15 protein-coding genes are annotated in these 16,104 nt (G+C 70.5%); 11 read left to right on the forward strand and 4 right to left on the reverse strand.

Going from position 1 to position 16,104, the window contains the following annotated elements:
• Positions 1–24: 24 nt before the first annotated feature.
• Positions 25–759 carry an ABC transporter ATP-binding protein gene (locus tag ABGB08_RS09910; RefSeq protein ID WP_347588646.1) on the reverse strand — a complete coding sequence of 245 codons (735 nt, stop codon included), beginning with the start codon at positions 757–759 and terminating at the stop codon, positions 25–27.
• Complete coding sequence (locus ABGB08_RS09915; RefSeq protein WP_347588648.1) at positions 756–1,265, reverse strand: PadR family transcriptional regulator; 510 nt, start codon at positions 1,263–1,265, stop codon at positions 756–758. Before ABGB08_RS09915 ends, ABGB08_RS09910 begins: the two co-directional genes overlap by 4 nt.
• Positions 1,266–1,381: 116 nt before the next feature.
• On the opposite strand from ABGB08_RS09915, the gene ABGB08_RS09920 reads away from it, so the two are divergent.
• The 6 genes from ABGB08_RS09920 to ABGB08_RS09945 all read left to right on the forward strand — a co-directional run bounded on the left by ABGB08_RS09920 (position 1,382) and on the right by ABGB08_RS09945 (position 7,299).
• Complete coding sequence (locus ABGB08_RS09920; RefSeq protein ID WP_347588650.1) at positions 1,382–2,623, forward strand: ABC transporter substrate-binding protein; 1,242 nt, start codon at positions 1,382–1,384, stop codon at positions 2,621–2,623.
• 2 nt (positions 2,624–2,625) lie between these two features.
• On the forward strand, positions 2,626–3,939 hold the full coding sequence (locus ABGB08_RS09925; protein ID WP_347588652.1) for an ABC transporter substrate-binding protein: 1,314 nt from the start codon (positions 2,626–2,628) through the stop codon (positions 3,937–3,939).
• Between the two features lie 3 nt (positions 3,940–3,942).
• Complete coding sequence (locus ABGB08_RS09930; protein WP_347588654.1) at positions 3,943–5,244, forward strand: ABC transporter permease subunit; 1,302 nt, start codon at positions 3,943–3,945, stop codon at positions 5,242–5,244.
• The gene (locus ABGB08_RS09935; protein ID WP_155355500.1) at positions 5,241–6,104 is read left to right on the forward strand and encodes a carbohydrate ABC transporter permease; all 864 of its coding nucleotides are present in this window, start codon (positions 5,241–5,243) and stop codon (positions 6,102–6,104) included. The genes ABGB08_RS09930 and ABGB08_RS09935 overlap by 4 nt, the downstream gene beginning before the upstream one ends.
• Before the next feature lie 165 nt (positions 6,105–6,269).
• Entirely contained in the window at positions 6,270–6,947 is a 678-nt protein-coding gene (locus ABGB08_RS09940; RefSeq protein WP_155355499.1) for a uracil-DNA glycosylase, read from the forward strand.
• Positions 6,948–6,957: 10 nt separating this feature from the next.
• Positions 6,958–7,299, forward strand: coding sequence for a hypothetical protein (locus ABGB08_RS09945; protein WP_155355498.1), 342 nt, complete (start codon positions 6,958–6,960; stop codon positions 7,297–7,299).
• Positions 7,300–7,345: 46 nt separating this feature from the next.
• On the opposite strand, the gene ABGB08_RS09950 is transcribed toward ABGB08_RS09945, so the two are convergent.
• Positions 7,346–8,161 (reverse strand): protein phosphatase 2C domain-containing protein, encoded by an 816-nt coding sequence (locus ABGB08_RS09950; RefSeq protein WP_347588657.1) that lies wholly within the window; start codon positions 8,159–8,161, stop codon positions 7,346–7,348.
• Positions 8,162–8,222: 61 nt separating this feature from the next.
• Here ABGB08_RS09950 and ABGB08_RS09955 point away from each other — a divergent pair, with 61 nt between their 5' ends.
• Genes ABGB08_RS09955 through ABGB08_RS09975 form a run of 5 tightly spaced genes read left to right on the forward strand, consistent with a single transcriptional unit; the run spans position 8,223 to position 14,205 of the window.
• Positions 8,223–9,941, forward strand: a complete 1,719-nt coding sequence (locus ABGB08_RS09955; protein WP_347588659.1) for an N-6 DNA methylase — start codon at positions 8,223–8,225, stop codon at positions 9,939–9,941.
• 9 nt (positions 9,942–9,950) lie between these two features.
• Positions 9,951–10,838: a serine/threonine-protein kinase gene (locus ABGB08_RS09960; protein WP_347588662.1), complete on the forward strand. Its 888-nt coding sequence runs from the start codon at positions 9,951–9,953 to the stop codon at positions 10,836–10,838.
• 9 nt (positions 10,839–10,847) lie between these two features.
• Positions 10,848–11,477 (forward strand): anticodon-binding protein, encoded by a 630-nt coding sequence (locus tag ABGB08_RS09965; protein WP_347588664.1) that lies wholly within the window; start codon positions 10,848–10,850, stop codon positions 11,475–11,477.
• A gap of 59 nt (positions 11,478–11,536) precedes the next feature.
• Positions 11,537–12,919, forward strand: a complete 1,383-nt coding sequence (lysA, locus tag ABGB08_RS09970; protein ID WP_347588666.1) for a diaminopimelate decarboxylase — start codon at positions 11,537–11,539, stop codon at positions 12,917–12,919.
• Positions 12,916–14,205 (forward strand): homoserine dehydrogenase, encoded by a 1,290-nt coding sequence (locus ABGB08_RS09975; protein ID WP_347588668.1) that lies wholly within the window; start codon positions 12,916–12,918, stop codon positions 14,203–14,205. Before lysA ends, ABGB08_RS09975 begins: the two co-directional genes overlap by 4 nt.
• Here the strand turns inward: ABGB08_RS09975 and ABGB08_RS09980 are convergent.
• The gene (locus tag ABGB08_RS09980) at positions 14,202–16,043 is read right to left on the reverse strand and encodes an arabinofuranosyltransferase (protein ID WP_347588670.1); all 1,842 of its coding nucleotides are present in this window, start codon (positions 16,041–16,043) and stop codon (positions 14,202–14,204) included. The genes ABGB08_RS09975 and ABGB08_RS09980 overlap by 4 nt on opposite strands.
• Positions 16,044–16,104 lie beyond the last annotated feature (61 nt).

Here is a 16,104-nt window from a genome sequence, read left to right on the forward strand (position 1 = left end):
GCCACCCACGATGCCCTAGGAGGATCATCCGCGCAGCTCCACCACATCGCCCGCGGTCCCGGGCGTGAACCGGCGGCGGCGCATCGACGCGTCGTCCACGATCATGCCGTCGGCCAGCGTCACCACCCGATCCGCCTTGCTCGCGACCTTCGCATCGTGCGTCACCACCACGATGGTCTGCCCCTGCCCATGCACCTCCCCCAGGAGTTTCAGCACGTCACGGGTATTGCGACTGTCCAGGTTCCCGGTAGGCTCGTCCGCCAGCAGCAGCTGGGGGCCGTTGGCGAGCGCGCGGGCCAGCGCGACCCGCTGCTGCTCGCCGCCCGACAGCTCCGCCGGCGCGGCGTACGCGCGCTCGGTGAGCCCCAGCTCCCCGAGCAGGTACTCGCGCCGCTCCCGCGCCTCCCGAGGCGACATCCCGGCCAGCAACGCGGGCAACTCCACGTTGTCGGCCACGGTCATGTTGGTGACGAGGTTGTAGAACTGGAACACGAACCCGATCTTGCGCCGCCGCAGCACGGCCCACGCGCTCTCCGAGAGCGTGTCCACCCGCTTGCCGTCGAGCCAGATCTCCCCGCTCGTCCGCACGTCAAGCCCGCCCAGCATGTGCACGAGCGTCGACTTCCCGGACCCGGACGGCCCCATGATCGCGACGAACTCGCCCGCCTCCACGGTGAAGTCCACCCCGCGCACGGCAGGCACCGGCACACCCCCGTTCTGGTAGATCCGCACCAGGTTGAGTGTGCGCAGAACAGTCATGTCACAAGGTCCTCCTGGCAGCGTTCCAGCCAGTCGAGGTCGGCCTGCAGGTGCAGGGTCGCCCCTTCGATCAGCAGGAGAGCGACCCGATCCCCCGGGTCGGTGCGCTCGGCGAGTTCGGTGAGATCCCGCATGAGCGAGAGATAGTGCCGGCGCTGCCGGTTGATCAGCGCCATCCGGTCGGCGATCCCGGTGAGCGGCGCGAGGACCAGCTTCATGAAGAACTCATCGCGCACCCGCGGGCCCTCGGTCGGCTCGTCGACCCAGTTCTCCAGTTTTTCCCGCCCGTCGGCGGTCAGGAAGTAGACCTTCTTGTTCGGCCGGTTGGACTGCTCCACGTCGACCGACCGGACCAGACCGTCCTTCTCCAGGCGCCCGAGCGTGACGTAGATCTGCCCGATGTTCGGCGACGGGTACGCGCTGCCGAACGTCTGCTCCAGCGCCTGTTTCAGCTCGTATCCGTGGGCAGGTTCCTTAGCCAGGAGTGCCAGCAGCGGCAGCCGCACCCGCCCACCTCCGAACGTTACCGAATTGCCGGTTGACGCCCACATTAGCGCTATGCATAACATGCATGCACCTACCTAACACGTATGTAAAGCAAAGTTCACACGGAGGAAAACAAGTGACGCGTCGCACGCTGATGTTCCTGGTCGCGCTGGCGACCGGGTGCTCGGCGCTCGGCGCGCCCGACGGCGAACCTCCGGCGGCGGGGCCCATCACGCTCGCCATCGGCCGGGACACCACCGCCTACCTCCGCCCCCTGCTCGACCGCTGGAACTCGGCCCACCCGGCCGAGCCGGTGACGCTGCTCGAACTGCCCGAAGCGGCCGACGAGCAGCGCGCCCAGATGGTGGCCAACCTGCAGGCGCACTCCGACCGGTACGACGTGCTCGGCCTCGACGTCGTCTGGACCGCCGAGTTCGCCGACGCCGGCTGGATCGTGCCGCTGGATCGTGGCGCGTTCCCGCTGGCCAAGTTCCTGCCGCCGGTGGTGGACACCGCCGTGTACCAGGACAAGCTGTGGGCGGTGCCGTACACCAGCAACGCGGGGCTGCTCTACTACCGCACCGATCTGCTCGGTACGGAGAAGCCGCCGCGGACCTGGGCCGAGCTGCGCGACCAGGCCACGCGCCTGGGCCGGGACAAGGGATTGGGCGGATACGCCGGGCAGTTCCTCCCCTACGAGGGATTGACGGTGAACTTCGCGGAGGCCGTGCAGTCCGCGGGCGGGGAGATCCTCAGCCCGGACGCACGGCGCGTCACCATGGATCCGGCGGTCGCCACGACCGCGCTCGACTTCCTGGTCACCGGGCTCCGGGACGGTTGGATCCCGCAGGAGGCCCTCTCCTTCAAGGAAGAGGAATCCCGGCTCGCCTTCCAGGAGGGCCGGCTGCTGTTCGCCCGCAACTGGCCGCACGCGTACGGCCCGGCCACGCATTCCGCGGTGGCGGGCAAGTTCGCGGTCACCCGGCTGCCCGGCCGGGACGGGCCAGGCTCCAGCTCGCTCGGCGGCACCAACCTGGCCGTCAGCGCGTTCTCCCGCCGGCAGCAGTCGGCGCTCGACTTCATCCGCTACTTCACCGGCCTGGAGAACCAGCGCCTCGTGCTCACCGAGGGCTCCTTCCCGCCGGTGTGGACCCAGCTCTACGACGACCCGGCGCTGATCGAACGGTTCCCCTACCTACCGGTGCTCAAGGAAGCCATCCTCACCGCCAGGCCACGGCCGGTCACGGCCAACTACAACCAGGTCAGCCTGGCTGTCTCCAGCGCCGTATCGGGCGCACTTTCCCGCACCACCCCCGTCGGGGAGACCGTCGCCAATCTGAAGCGACAACTCGGCGAGGTCATCCGCTCAGGAGGATAACCATGCGCAAACCCGCCATACTGCTGATCGCCGCGCTGGCCGTCACCGCATGTGGAGGTGGGGGCGAAGCCACGTCCCCGTCCGCCCCGGCCGGGTCCGCTCCGGCGGCCAAGCCCCTGGCCGGCGTCAAGATCGAGATCGCCGCCAAGTGGACCGGCGACGAGCAGGCCAACTTCGAGAAGGTGCTGACCGCCTTCGAGGCCAAGACCGGCGCCGACGTCATCTACGCCTCCACCGGTGAGGACACCGGCGCCTACCTTGGCCCGCGCATCGAGGGCGGCACCCCGCCGGACGTGGCGGTCCTGCCGCAGCCGGGACTGGTCCAGCAGTACGCCGACCAGAACGCGCTCAAGCCGCTGGGCGCGGGCGTGCAGAAGCAGATCGACGACAACTACACGCCGTACTGGAAGGAACTGGGCTCGGCCAACGGCCAGGTCTACGGCGTGCTGGTGAAGGCCGCGCACAAGTCGATGATCTGGTATCGCACCGCCGCGTTCGAGGACGCGGGCGCGGCCGAGGCCACCACCTGGGACGACCTGATCGGCAAGACCGCGCAGACGCTGGCCGACGCGGGCACCCCGCCGTTCTCGCTCTGCGGCGCGTCCGGCTGGACGCTCACCGACCTGTTCGAGAACGTCTACCTGTCCAGCGCGGGCCCGGAGAACTACGACAAGCTGGCCAAGCACGAGATCCCGTGGACCGACCCTTCGGTCACCACCGCGCTGACCAAGATGGCGCAGATCTTCGGCAAGCCCGACTTCGTGCTCGGCGGCGCGTCCGGCGCGCTGCAGACCGACTTCCCGACCTGCGTGACCCAGGTGTACGGCGAGAAGAAGGCGGCCATGGTGATCGAGGCCGACTTCGTCGCCTCCTCGGCCACCCAGTCCGGCGCCGTGATCGGCGAGGACGCCAAGATCATGCCGTTCCCGACGGTGGGCGACACCGCACCGGTGGTGCTCGGCGGCGACGTCGCGGTGGCGCTGAAGGACACCCCGGGCGCGATGGCGCTGCTGGAGTTCATGGCCTCCAAGGAGGGCGGCGAGATCTGGGCGAAGACGCCCGGCTACCTGTCGCCGAACCGGAACGTCTCCCCGGACAACTACCCCAGCGAGCTGACCAAGCAGCTGGCCCAGACGATCATCTCGGCCGGTGAATCGGTCCGGTATGACATGTCCGACCTGGCCCCCAGCGCCTTCGGCGGCACCGACGGCAAGGGCGAGTGGAAGCACCTGCAGGACTTCCTCCGCGACCCGGCCGACATCAAGGGCACCCAGGAGAAGCTCGAAGCCGACGCAGCCAAGTCCTACAAGGAGTAGGCCATGGCCACCCCCCAACTCCGGCGCCTGGGGCCGTCTCCGGCGATGGCGTGGGTCTTCCTGGCCCCGGCGTTGCTCCTGCTGGCCGCGTGGATGGTCTACCCGATCCTGTACTCCGTCTTCCGGAGCTTCCACGACGCGAGCGGCAACACCTTCGTCGGCCTGGAGAACTACGGCGCGATCTTCAGCGACCCGGCCACGCTCACCACGATCCGCAACAACATCATCTGGGTGGTGGTCGCGCCGCTGATGGTGACCGTGCTCGGGCTGATCTTCGCGGTGCTGACCGAGCGCATCCGCTGGGCGACCGCCTTCAAGCTCGTGCTGTTCATGCCGATGGCCGTCTCGCTGCTGGCCGCCGGCGTCATCTTCCGCCTGGTGTACGAGCAGGACCCGGACAAGGGCGTCGCCAACGCGATCATCACGACCGTGCAGGGCGTCTTCTCCGGCGACCAGGGTTATCCCGGGGCGCGCCCCCGGGAGAACGACGCGGCTCCCGCGGTGCTGCAGGGCGGCGCGGTGGTGACCAAGCAGCAGGCCCAGCCCGGAACCCCGGTGCTGATCCCGCTGGTCGGGCTGAGCCCCGACGCGGTCGCCGGTTTCGCCGCCGCGCAAGCCCCCGCCGCAGGCCCCGGCCTGAGCGGGACGATCTGGATCGATACCGTCCGCGGGGGCGGCGGCACGGTCAACCAGATCGACGCTCAGGAGCGGGGCCTGGCGGGGGTGACCGTCGAGGCGGTCGAAGGCGACACGGTCCGGGCCACCACCCAGACCGAGGCCGACGGCAGCTTCCGCTTCGACGAGCTGACCTCCGGCTCGTACGGGCTGCGCCTGCCCGAGTCCAATTTCACCGCCGCCTTCGGCGGGCTGACCTGGCTCGGCCCGACGCTGATCACTCCGGCGATCATCGGCGCGTACATCTGGGTCTGGGCCGGATTCGCGATGGTGCTGATCGCCGCCGGGCTCTCGGCCATCCCCAGGGACGCGCTGGAGGCGGCCAGGATCGACGGCGCCACCGAGTGGCAGGTGTTCCGCAAGATCACCGTGCCGCTGCTCTCACCGGTCCTGCTGGTGGTCTTCGTCACGATGATCATCAACGTGCTGAAGGTCTTCGACCTGGTGTTCATCATCGCGCCCGGCTCGGTGCAACCCCAGGCCAACGTGGTCGCGCTGGAAATGTGGCGGGTCTCCTTCGGCGGCGGCGGCAACCAGGGCCTGGGCAGCGCGCTGGCGATCTTCCTGCTGCTGCTGGTGCTGCCGTTCATGGCCTTCAACATCCGCCGGTTCCGGAGGGACGAACGATGAACGACGCGACCTTCCAGCGTGGACCGGCCCGGCTGATCGACCGGCTCGGCGGCGGCGTGCTCCAGGTGGTCCTGATCCTGGTGGCCATCTTCTGGCTGGTGCCCACCCTCGGCCTGCTGGTGGTCTCGCTGCGGGCCGAGACGGACAACAACTCCTCCGGCTGGTGGACGCTGTTCACCAAACCGGCGCAGCTGACCCTGGAGAACTACGGCAACCTGCTGGCCTCCGGGTTCAGCTCGTCGTTCTGGAACACCGTGCTGATCACGGTGCCGGCCACGCTGCTGGTCATCGGGATCGCGGCGACGGCGGCGTACGCGTTCGCCTGGATCGAGTTCCCCGGCAGGGACGCGCTGTTCCTGGTGGTCATCGCGCTGCTGGTGGTGCCGGTGCAGATCGCGCTCATCCCGATCGCGAAGCTGTACGGCGCGCTGGGGATCTTCGGCTCGATCGCCGGCGTGGTGCTGTTCCACGTGGCGTTCGGGCTGCCGTTCGCCATCTTCCTGCTGCGCAACTTCTTCGCGGGCATCCCGCGGGAGCTGCTGGAGGCCTCCCGGATGGACGGGGCGCCGGAATGGCGGATCTTCGCGACCGTGGTCTTCCCGCTGGCCAAGCCCGCGATCGCGTCGCTCGGCATCTTCCAGTTCCTGTGGGTCTGGAACGACCTGCTGGTGGCGCTGGTGTACGCCGACACGGAAAACCAGCCGATGACCAAGGCCCTGCAATCGCAGATGCGGCAGTTCGGGACGAACGTCGACATCCTCGCGCCGGGCGCGTTCCTCTCGCTGATCATCCCATTGGTGCTGTTCTTCGCCTTCCAGCGGTACTTCGTCCAGGGTCTGCTGGCGGGATCGGTGAAGTAAGAGGGTTATTCAAGAGGAGCCCGGCGCAGTTCGATGAGTCGCGCCTGCCTGCTGGGCCGTCATCAAGGGGCGATCTCTTGAATAGTCCTCTCAGCCGGAAATGTACGGCATCGCGCGGCGGATTCGTCCGCGCGATGTCGTACCCGGTCGGTAGGCTCCGCGACCATGACAGCACGTCCCTTACCCGAGATCATGGAAGCCGGTTGGGCCAAGGCCCTTGAGCCCGTCGCCGGGCGGATAGCCGCGATGGGAGACTTCCTGCGGCAGGAGATCAGCGAAGGCCGGCAGTACCTTCCGGCCGGGCCGAACGTGCTCCGCGCGTTCCAGCAGCCGCTGGCCGACGTGCGGGTGCTGATCGTCGGACAGGATCCGTACCCGACGCCCGGCCACCCGATCGGCCTCAGCTTCTCGGTCGCGGCCGACGTCCGGCCACTGCCGGGCAGCCTGCGCAACATCTTCACCGAGTACACGGCCGACCTCGGCCTGCCCGCGCCGTCCAACGGCGACCTCACCCCGTGGACCGAGCAGGGCGTGCTGCTCCTCAACCGGGTGCTCACCGTGATGCCCGGCAAGCCCGCCTCGCACCGGGGCAAAGGCTGGGAGGAGGTCACCGAGCAGGCCATCCACGCGCTGGTCGAGCGCGGCGGCCCGCTGGTGGCCATCCTGTGGGGCCGGGACGCCCGCAACCTGCGCCCGATGCTGGGCCAGGTGCCGTGCATCGAGTCCGCGCACCCGAGCCCGCTGTCGGCGCGCAGCGGCTTCTTCGGGTCGCGCCCGTTCAGCCGCGCCAACACCTTGCTGGCCGAGCAGGGCGGATCCCCGGTCGAGTGGAAGCTCCCCTAGGATCACCACCATGAGCGATGCAACGGACACCGGACGCTATTTGCGGTTGACGGTCGATCTTGTCGTAGAGGTCACCGACGTGGCCGCCCTCCAGGCCGCCGCGCTGAAGGAGATCCGTCACCCCGAAGCAGATCTGGACGCCGCTGAGCGCCAGGAACAGATAGAGCTCGTCAACGGTGACGAGACCGGAGCGGCGGCCCTGCAGTGGCTGATCGAGCCGGATCACGTGCTCAGCCTTGTCGACCACATCGACGAGGTGGAGCCCAGGGAGGCGATGCTCGGCGTCGAACCCTCCGACGGCACGCTCGAAGACGAGGACGACGACGACCCCCACGACCACGATCACGACTAGAACACCCGCGCCAAGGGCGGCCCTTTCCGAAGGGCCGCCCTTCGTGTCATGCCATGTGGTCGGCCGGGTCAGCCGTAGGCCCTTGCTCGATGGCCGCGGCGCCGACCATGATGGGTTGCCCGTCTCCGACGGTTGTTTGGGCCATGTCGACCACGTCGGCGACGACGCAGGTGATGTTGTCGGGGCCGCCGCCCCGGTTGGCGAGGTCGACGAGCGTGCGCGCGACGGTGTCGAGGTCGGCGACGGAGGTGAGAATCTCGTGGATCGTGTCCGGCGACACGACGGCGGGCAGGCCGTCCGAGCAGAGCAGGTAGCGGTCGCCGGGGTAGGCCCCGCGCGAGGACATGTCGGGGTTCACGTTGCCGGTGCTCTCCAGCGCCCGCATCAGCATCGACCGCCGCGGATGCTCGGCCGCCTGCTCCGGTGTCATCCGCCCGTCGTCCACCAGGGACTGCACCAGCGTGTGGTCGTGGGTGATCTGGTACAGCACGCCGTCGCGCAGCATGTAGCCGCGCGAGTCGCCGACATGGGCCAGCGCGAAGCCCTGGCCGTTCCACAGCATGGCGGTCAGCGTGGTGCCCATGCCGTTCATCGCGGGGTCGGCCTCCGCCATGCTCTTCAGCGTCTGGGCGGCGGTGTGCACCGCGGCCTCCAGCGCGGCGATCGGCTCGCCGTCCATGGGCAGCCCGGACAGCACTCGGATCGCGGTGGCCCCGGCGACGGCGCCGTGTGGGTGGCCGCCCATGCCGTCGGCGAGGGCGAGCAGCCGCCCGCTCGCGTAGGCCGAGTCCTCGTTCTTCTGGCGGCGCTGCCCGACATCGGATCGGGCGGCGTACCGGAGTCCCAGCGTGCTGTGTTTCATATGCACAGTAAAACATTGGTTGAAGCACTTCACAAGTAGGCATGTCGTGTAGAGTGATGACGTGACTTACGTGAACGCTGGCGACATCGCCCGGCTGGCCGATGTCGGCCGGGCCGCGGTGAGCAACTGGCGTCGCCGTCATGAGGACTTCCCGCAGCCTGTCGGCGGGACCACCGCGAGCCCGCTGTTCTCGCTCGCCGAGGTCGAGGAGTGGCTGCGGCGCAACGGCAAGCCGTACGAGCTGTCACCGGGGGATCTGGCCTGGCAGCGGTTGCGGGCGTCCGGGGATGATCTGCGCCTGGGGGAGCTGGTCGCCGCGGCGGGAGACTTCCTGGAAGGACGCCCGTCCGGGTTGCGGCCCGGGGTCACCGAGTTGCTCGCGGAACTCGCCGACGAGCGGGGGACGCGGGACGCCTTCGAGTTCCTGTGCGAGCGGTATGTCGAGGCGCACTCCCGGCAGCTGGCGGTCACGCCCGCCGAGCTGGCCGAGCTGATGACCCGGCTGTCCGGCGGCGGCACGCTGCTCGACCCCGCGTGCGGGATCGGGACGCTGCTGCTGGGCGCGAAGGCGGCCCGGGGCCAGGAGCTGTCCGGCTCCTCGGCCAGGATCGCGCAGATCCGGCTGCGCATGCGCGGCGTGGACGGCCGCGTGGTGGCGGGGGATTCGCTCCGCCAGGACGGTTTCCCCGGCGAGCGCGTCGACGCGGTCGTCTGCGATCCGCCGTTCAACGAGCGCGCCTGGGGCCACGACGAGCTGGCCGGGGATCCGCGCTGGGAGTATGGCCTGCCGCCGCGCGGCGAGCCGGAGCTGGCCTGGGTGCAGCACTGCCTGGCTCGGGTCCGGCCCGGCGGGACCGTGGTGATCTTGATGCCGCCCGCCGCGGCCTCCCGCCGCCCCGGTCGCCGGATCCGAGCCAACCTGCTCAGAGGCGGAGCCCTGCGGGCGGTGATCGCCATCGGCGGCGGCGACCTGTGGGTGCTGCGCCGCCCGGAGAGCGGGGAACGCCCGCCCGCCCAGGTGCTCATGTTCAACGGCGAGCTGTCCGGCGTGTGGCCCGCCTGGCTGGAGTTCCAGCGTGATCCGCAGGGCGTGCGCATCATCGACCTGCTCGACGACGAAGTGGACGTCAGCCCGCTGCGCTTCGACCGGCGCGGCACGCCCGCGGAGTTCATCGCCGAGCAGGAGGGTTTCCGGGCGGCGGCGAGCAGCCTGACCGGGCCGGATCTGGCCGTGCTCGACGAGCCCAGGGATCTGAACATGACCACGGTGGGGGAGCTGGCCAAGGCCGGGCTGCTGGCCGTGCACCATTCGGCGATGAAGCCAGGCGAGGTGGCCGACCAGGGCGAGGTGCCGGTGTTGTCCGGCGACGACGTGCTGCTCGGCGGTGTCCCCTCCGGGCGGACGGGGTCGGCCGCCGGGCAGATCGTGATCGAGGCCGGGGACGTGGTGACCACGCCCACCGGGACGGTCCGGGTGATCGCGGAGAGCGGCGCGGTGCTCGGGCCCCAGCTCACCCTCTACCGGCTGGATCCGGCCCGGCTGGACTCCGACTTCCTGGCCGGTTTTCTGCGCGCCGGCGGCGGGCACAGCCGCGGCACCAGCCGCCTGGACGCCCGCCGGACGCGGGTGCCCCGGCTTTCGCTGCCGGAACAGCGGCCGTACGGGGCGGCGTTCCGGCGGCTCGCGGAACTGGACGACGCCCTGCGGGCCACCACCAGGCGGGGCGAGCGGCTGATCCGGCTGGGCTTGGACGGTCTAGCCAGCGGACATCTCCTCTAAAGTAGCCGCATGGTCATCGCTGACCGATACGAGCTTGACGACCTCCCCCTCGGTCAGGGTGGTATGGGCGCCGTCTACGGCGGCCACGACAAGCATCTCGACCGGAAGGTCGCGGTCAAGTTCCTCCGGCTGCCCGGCGGGCCCGATGAGGAGCTGGAGCGGCGTTTCATCCGGGAGGCGCGCATCCTGGCCCGGCTGGACCATCCGGGCGCGCCCGTCCTGTACGACTTCGGCACGCACGAGCAGCGGCTCTTCCAGGTGATGCAGTTCATCGACGGCGTCACCGTGGCCGACGTGGTCAGCGAGCACGGGCCGCTGCCGGTGGCCTGGGCCGCCGCGATCGCCGCGCAGGCGTGCGCCGTCCTGTCGGCCGCCCACGCGCTCGCCATCTGCCACCGCGACCTCAAGCCGACCAATCTGATGTTGTGCCCGGACGGCACGGTCAAGGTCCTCGACTTCGGCCTGGCCATCCTGCGCGAGGCCGACGGCGCCCAGTTCACCAGGACCGGGCAGATTCTCGGCACGCCCGCGTACATGGCTCCCGAGCAGATCAAACGGGGCGTCGCCGGACCGCGCAGCGACCTGTACGCCCTGGGCTGCGTGCTGCACGAGATGCTCACCGGGCGGCAACTGTTCACGGGCACGACCGACTACGTCGTCTTCGAACGCCAGGTCAAAGAGCGCCCGCCGCCCGTTCCCGGCGTCCCCCCGGCGCTCGCCGCCCTCATCGAAGCCCTGCTGGAGAAGGAACCCGAACGCCGCCCTGCCGACGCCAACACCCTCTACCAGCTGCTCCAGACCTTCGCCGTGGACCTGCCCGCGCTGCCGGGCTTCCTCGATCCCGTCCCGGCCCCAGGTCTGATGTACGCCCGCGTGGTCGGCCGTGTTCCCGGCTAAAGTCCTCCGGTGACCCCTGACCGGCTTGGCGCGCTCCTTGGCTACCCTCCCACCCCGGTGGGCACCTGGGCGGAGGCGGCCAGATACATCTCCCCCTTGGTACGGGCCGGGGTCTCCATCGAGGACCTGCGCGCGGCGGACGGGATCGCGGACGTCGAGATCCAGCCGAGCGGGCTGCTGCTGGTGACGGTGACGCTTCCCGGTGAGCACGTCGCGGAGCTCGAAGAGCTGCCCCACCTGGCTTCGTGCACGTGGCCCGACCGTCCACGGACATGGGACAACCCCGGATTTGTCGTGAAATATGCGTATTCACGGGCGGTTGCGGTGGCGCGGTGGGGGGCGCAGCTCGAGGTGCCGATGAGCGGGTTCCGGCCGGAGTTGCTGGATGGCGTGGAGGATCGAGGGGTGCTGCGGATGCTGGCCGAGTTGCCCAGTCGCCGGAGCAGCCGCGATCCGCGCTGGGAGGCGTTCGCGGAACGGCTGGCAGGGGCGTACCACGACGCGCATGAGCGGGCCCCGGCGACTCCGGTCGGCGACGAGCCCGCCGGGGAGGTGCACACCGCGCGGCTCTGGCTGGCCCGCGCCGTGCGGGTGGTGCTGGGGGCGCTGTCGGCGGAGGTCCCGCCCGACCGGATGTAGCGTCTCGGCACCTGGGCAACCGTCTCATCCGGGGTGGGGAGTCCGATAACCTCGTTCAGGTGAGTCGATTCGCCCATCCGGCCGGTGACCGGCACGCCGAAGTGCTGCCAGAAGAACGCCCGCCGCACGCCCCCGCCGACCTGAACGCCCTCAATCCGGCGCTCTGGCCGCGAACGTCCGAGCGAATCGACGGCACGATCTCGATCGGCGGCGTGGACGTCCGCGACCTGGTGGCCGAATACGGCAGCCCGCTCCTCGTGATGGACGAGGAGGACTTCCGGTCCCGCTGCCGCGACTACCGCGCCTCCTTCCACGACGGCGACGTGCACTACGCGGGCAAGGCGTTCCTGTGCCGCGAGGTGGCCCGCTGGATCATGCAGGAGGGCCTCGGCCTGGACGTGTGCAGCGCGGGCGAGCTCGCCGTGGCGCTCAGCGTCGGCTTCCCGCCCGAGCGCATCACCCTGCACGGCAACAACAAGTCGGTGGCCGAGCTGGAACGTGCCGTCGTCACCGGGGTCGGGCACATCGTGGCCGACTCCTTCGAGGAGATCGCCCGCCTCGGCTACCTGGCCGACAAGCACGGCGTGCGCCCCAAGGTGATGATCCGGGTCACGGTCGGCGTGGAGGCGCACACCCATGAGTTCATCGCCACCGCCCACGACGACCAGAAGTTCGGCCTCTCGCTGAACAGCGGCGCGGCGGCCGAGGCGGTCCGCCGGGTGCTGGCGCTGCCCTCGCTCGAACTGGTCGGCCTGCACTCGCACATCGGCTCCCAGATCAGCGACACCGCCGGTTTCGAGGTGGCCGCCCGGCGGCTGGCCGGCCTGCTCGCCCAGATCAAGCACGAGCACGGGGTCGTGCTGCCCGAACTCGACTTGGGCGGCGGCTACGGCATCCCGTATGTGGACGGCGACGACGCTCCCGACATCAAGCTGATCGCCGAGAGCCTGCGCGAGATCGTGGCGCACGTCTGCGCCTCCGCCGGGCTGCCGCTGCCCCGCCTCACCGTCGAGCCCGGCCGTTCGATCACCGGCCTGGCCGGGATCACGCTGTACGAGGTGGGCACGGTCAAGGACGTCGAGGGCCTGCGCACCTACGTCAGCGTCGACGGCGGCATGAGCGACAACATCCGCACCGCGCTGTACGGCGCCGAATACACCGCCCGCCTGGCCTCCAGGTCCAGCGAGGCGGCCCCGATGTTGTCCCGCCTGGTCGGCAAGCACTGCGAGAGCGGCGACATGGTCATCCGCGACCTCTACCTCCCGGCCGACCTGGCCCCCGGCGACCTGATCGCCGTCGCGGGCACCGGGGCGTACTGCCGCTCGCTCGCCAACAACTACAACTATCTGCCCAAGCCCGCGGTGGTCGCGGTGTCCGGCGGCCAGGCCCGCGTGATCGTCCAGCGCGAGACCGAGGAAGACCTGCTGAGGGGGCAGTTGTGAGCGAACCGCTGAAGGTCGCCCTGCTGGGGTGTGGCGTGGTCGGCTCCCAGGTGGTGCGGCTGCTCACCGAGCAGGCCGACGACCTGGCGGCCCGGGTGGGCGCGCCGCTGGAGCTGGCCGGGGTGGCCGTGCGCAAGCTGGGCCGAAAACGTGACGTGGCGGTGCCCGCGTCGCTGCTCACCACCGACGCGCACGCCCTGGTCACCCGCGACGACATCGACATCGTGGTAGAGGTGATCGGCGGCATCGAACCGGCCAGGTCGCTCATTCTGGCCGCGATGGCGGGCGGCAAGTCGCTGGTCACCGCCAACAAGGCACTGCTGGCCGAGGACGGTGCCACCGTGCACGCCGCCAACCGGGCCGACCTCTACTTCGAGGCCGCGGTCGCCGGGGCGATTCCGCTGATCCGGCCGCTGCGCGAGTCGCTGGCGGGGGATCGGGTGCACCGGGTGCTCGGCATCGTCAACGGCACCACCAACTACATCCTCGACAAGATGGACTCCACCGGCGCGTCCTTCACCGACGCCCTGGAGGAGGCGCAGTCCCTCGGCTACGCCGAGGCCGACCCGACCGCTGACATCGAGGGCTTCGACGCCGCCGCCAAAGCCGCCATCCTGGCCGGCATCGCCTTCCACACCCGCGTGACCGCGGCGGACGTGCACCGGGAGGGCATCACAGAGATCTCCGCCGCCGACGTCGCCTCGGCCAAGGCGATGGGCTACGTGATCAAACTGCTGGCGATCTGCGCCCGCTCCGACGACGGCCGCTCGGTCGGCGTCCGGGTGCATCCCGCGATGATCCCGAGGTCGCATCCGCTGGCCGGGGTGCGGGAGGCGTACAACGCGGTGTTCGTGGAGGCGGAGTCGGCCGGTCGCCTGATGTTCTACGGCGCCGGCGCCGGCGGGGCGCCCACCGCGTCGGCGGTGCTGGGCGACCTGGTCGCGGTGGCCCGCAATCGCCTGGCCGGCACCCGCGGGCCGTCCGAGTCGGTGTACGCGGACCTCGCCGTGCATCCGGTCGGGGAGACGGTGACGCGGTATCACGTGTCGCTCGACGTGGCCGACAAGCCGGGCGTGCTGGCCACCGTGGCCGACGTGTTCGCCCAGCAGGACGTGTCGATCCAGACGGTCCGGCAGGAGGGCCGGGGGGACGACGCGCAGCTCGTGCTCGTCACGCACCGGGCCAGCGACGCGGCGCTGTCGCTGACCGTGGAGCGGCTCCGCGACCTGGACATCGTCCGGGCGGTGGCGAGCGTGATGCGGGTGGAAGGCGACGAGGCGCCCTAGCCCTTCCGGGTGGCCACGACCAGCCCGCCGGGCAGTTTGGTGATCGCGAAGATGGTGGGGTCGAACTGCGCGGGACGGAAGTTCACGTCCTTCCAGGACCAGACGTCCCCCTCGTTCCACAGGACGAACACGTCGATGGTTCCGAACGCGGTCGACGCCGCGGCGAACGCCGCCGGGTCCAAGGTCGCCGCGAGGCGGGCGACCTCGGCGTGCCGGTCGTCCCAGCGGGCCATGCTGTTGGCGGCGGTCCGGTCCACCGCCACGTAGCCGGGCCACGGCACGGAGGCGAAGAGCCGCTCGTCGACGGCGAGCGTCACCGGCCGCCGGTCCGCGGGCAGGGTCCGGGCCACCGCCCTGGCCACCTGGGCCGCCGGGAACCCGTCCAGGGCGTGCTCGGCGACCGCGAATCGGGGCAGCCTGCCGTCCGGGAAGGGCTGCAGGTGGGCGACGGCGGCGCTGTTCGGGGCGGCGCCGGTGAGCGCGTCCCGGTTGGGCATCCAGGACCCGACCGCGGTGAACATCGTCCAGATGACCAGGACGGCCACCCCCGCCAGCCCCAGGCCGCGCGGCAGCGGGCGGGCGAGCCGTCGCGCCAGGGCGCCCGCCAGCATGGTGATCGTGAGCACCCCGCAGACGGCCAGGATCGGCCCCAGCATCCGGGTCGTGTAGTGGGCGAACATCGTGTGTCCGTCCACCGTGAACCGGGCCAGCATCACCGCGCGGTAGACGTAGAGGCCCGCGATCAGGCACAACATCGGCGTGGCCCACCACGCCGCCCGCCGGTACCACAGCACGCCGGCCAGACCGACGATCTGCAGGGCGGACAGCGGCGACAGCGAGCCGAACGGAGGCGGCGGCTCCAGCAGATCATCGGTCGGGTAAAGGTCCTGGACCGTCTGCCCGCCCTTGGTCAGGATGGTGATCGCGTACGGCAGCAGGTACCAGCCGGACACGACCACCGTCACCGCGATGACCTTCAGCAGGTGGCGGAGGTGCTCGCTCCGGTCGGGCCCGCGCAGCAGCAGGGCCAGCAGCGCGAGCAGGCCGAACGAGCACAGCATGAACGGGCCCAGATAGGTACATACGATGAGCCCGCCGATGACGCCGGCGACCAGCCAGTTCAGCCGCCCAGCAGGCGGCGTCCAGAGCGTCTGCAGGGTCCACGGGACGAAAGCCGCGATAGTCACGACCACGAACGCCTTGGCCGGGTCGTGGAAGCCCGCCAGGCCAGCGACCGTGACGGCCAGGGCGACCGGTGCGCTGACCAGCCGCCGCCAGAGCAGGTAGGCCGCGATGACGGCGACCGACATGGAGATCATCTCGGCGTATCCGAGGAGCCGCCAGGCGGGCACGCCGGACAGGGCCGACGCGCGGCCGATCAGCCAGGGGAACAGCGGCGGGTATTCCGAGGGCACGCCGACGCCGAGCGGGTCGCCGTTCGCGAGGGTCTCCGAGAAGCGGGTGGCCATGGCCGACATCCGGCCCATGTCGCCCGCCAGGGTGCCGAAGCCGTGCGGCGTGCCGTACAGGGCGGTGCGCAGCGTGAGCAGGACCCACGCGGCGAGCAGGCCCGCCGCGGCGCCGCCGACCAGATCGGCTCGGCCGGGCCACCGGGCGGCGACCGCGACGACGACGGCGATCACCAGGCCGCCCACGGCGAGCGGGAGCGCGGCGCCCTGGATGCTCAGCGGGCTCAGATCGAGCCAGCGCGGGAGCACCAGGGCGAGCGCCGAGCCGGCCGCCCACACGGCCAGGGCGGCGATCGTCCCCCCGGAGAATCGGGGGGCGCGCTGGTCCGTGACCGTGGAAACGGGGGTTTCGGCGAGAGTGACCGACATGGAGGAAGAGTCTAGGTGTGTTCGTAGATGTAGCTAGCTATATCGTCTGCTCTGATGGTTG

The sequence above is a fragment of the Acrocarpospora sp. B8E8 genome (genome assembly GCF_039871605.1).
In the GTDB taxonomy this organism is placed as follows: Bacteria; Actinomycetota; Actinomycetes; order Streptosporangiales; family Streptosporangiaceae; genus Acrocarpospora; species Acrocarpospora macrocephala.

Coding starts and splice junctions, on each gene's coding strand:
- ABGB08_RS09960 (WP_347588662.1), top strand. CDS start 9,951: ATGGTCATCGCTGACCGATACGAGCTTGACGACCTCCCCCTCGGTCAG.
- ABGB08_RS09925 (WP_347588652.1), top strand. CDS start 2,626: ATGCGCAAACCCGCCATACTGCTGATCGCCGCGCTGGCCGTCACCGCA.
- ABGB08_RS09940 (WP_155355499.1), top strand. CDS start 6,270: ATGACAGCACGTCCCTTACCCGAGATCATGGAAGCCGGTTGGGCCAAG.
- ABGB08_RS09980 (WP_347588670.1), bottom strand. CDS start 16,043: ATGTCGGTCACTCTCGCCGAAACCCCCGTTTCCACGGTCACGGACCAG.
- ABGB08_RS09950 (WP_347588657.1), bottom strand. CDS start 8,161: ATGAAACACAGCACGCTGGGACTCCGGTACGCCGCCCGATCCGATGTC.
- ABGB08_RS09945 (WP_155355498.1), top strand. CDS start 6,958: ATGAGCGATGCAACGGACACCGGACGCTATTTGCGGTTGACGGTCGAT.
- ABGB08_RS09910 (WP_347588646.1), bottom strand. CDS start 759: ATGACTGTTCTGCGCACACTCAACCTGGTGCGGATCTACCAGAACGGG.
- ABGB08_RS09930 (WP_347588654.1), top strand. CDS start 3,943: ATGGCCACCCCCCAACTCCGGCGCCTGGGGCCGTCTCCGGCGATGGCG.
- ABGB08_RS09935 (WP_155355500.1), top strand. CDS start 5,241: ATGAACGACGCGACCTTCCAGCGTGGACCGGCCCGGCTGATCGACCGG.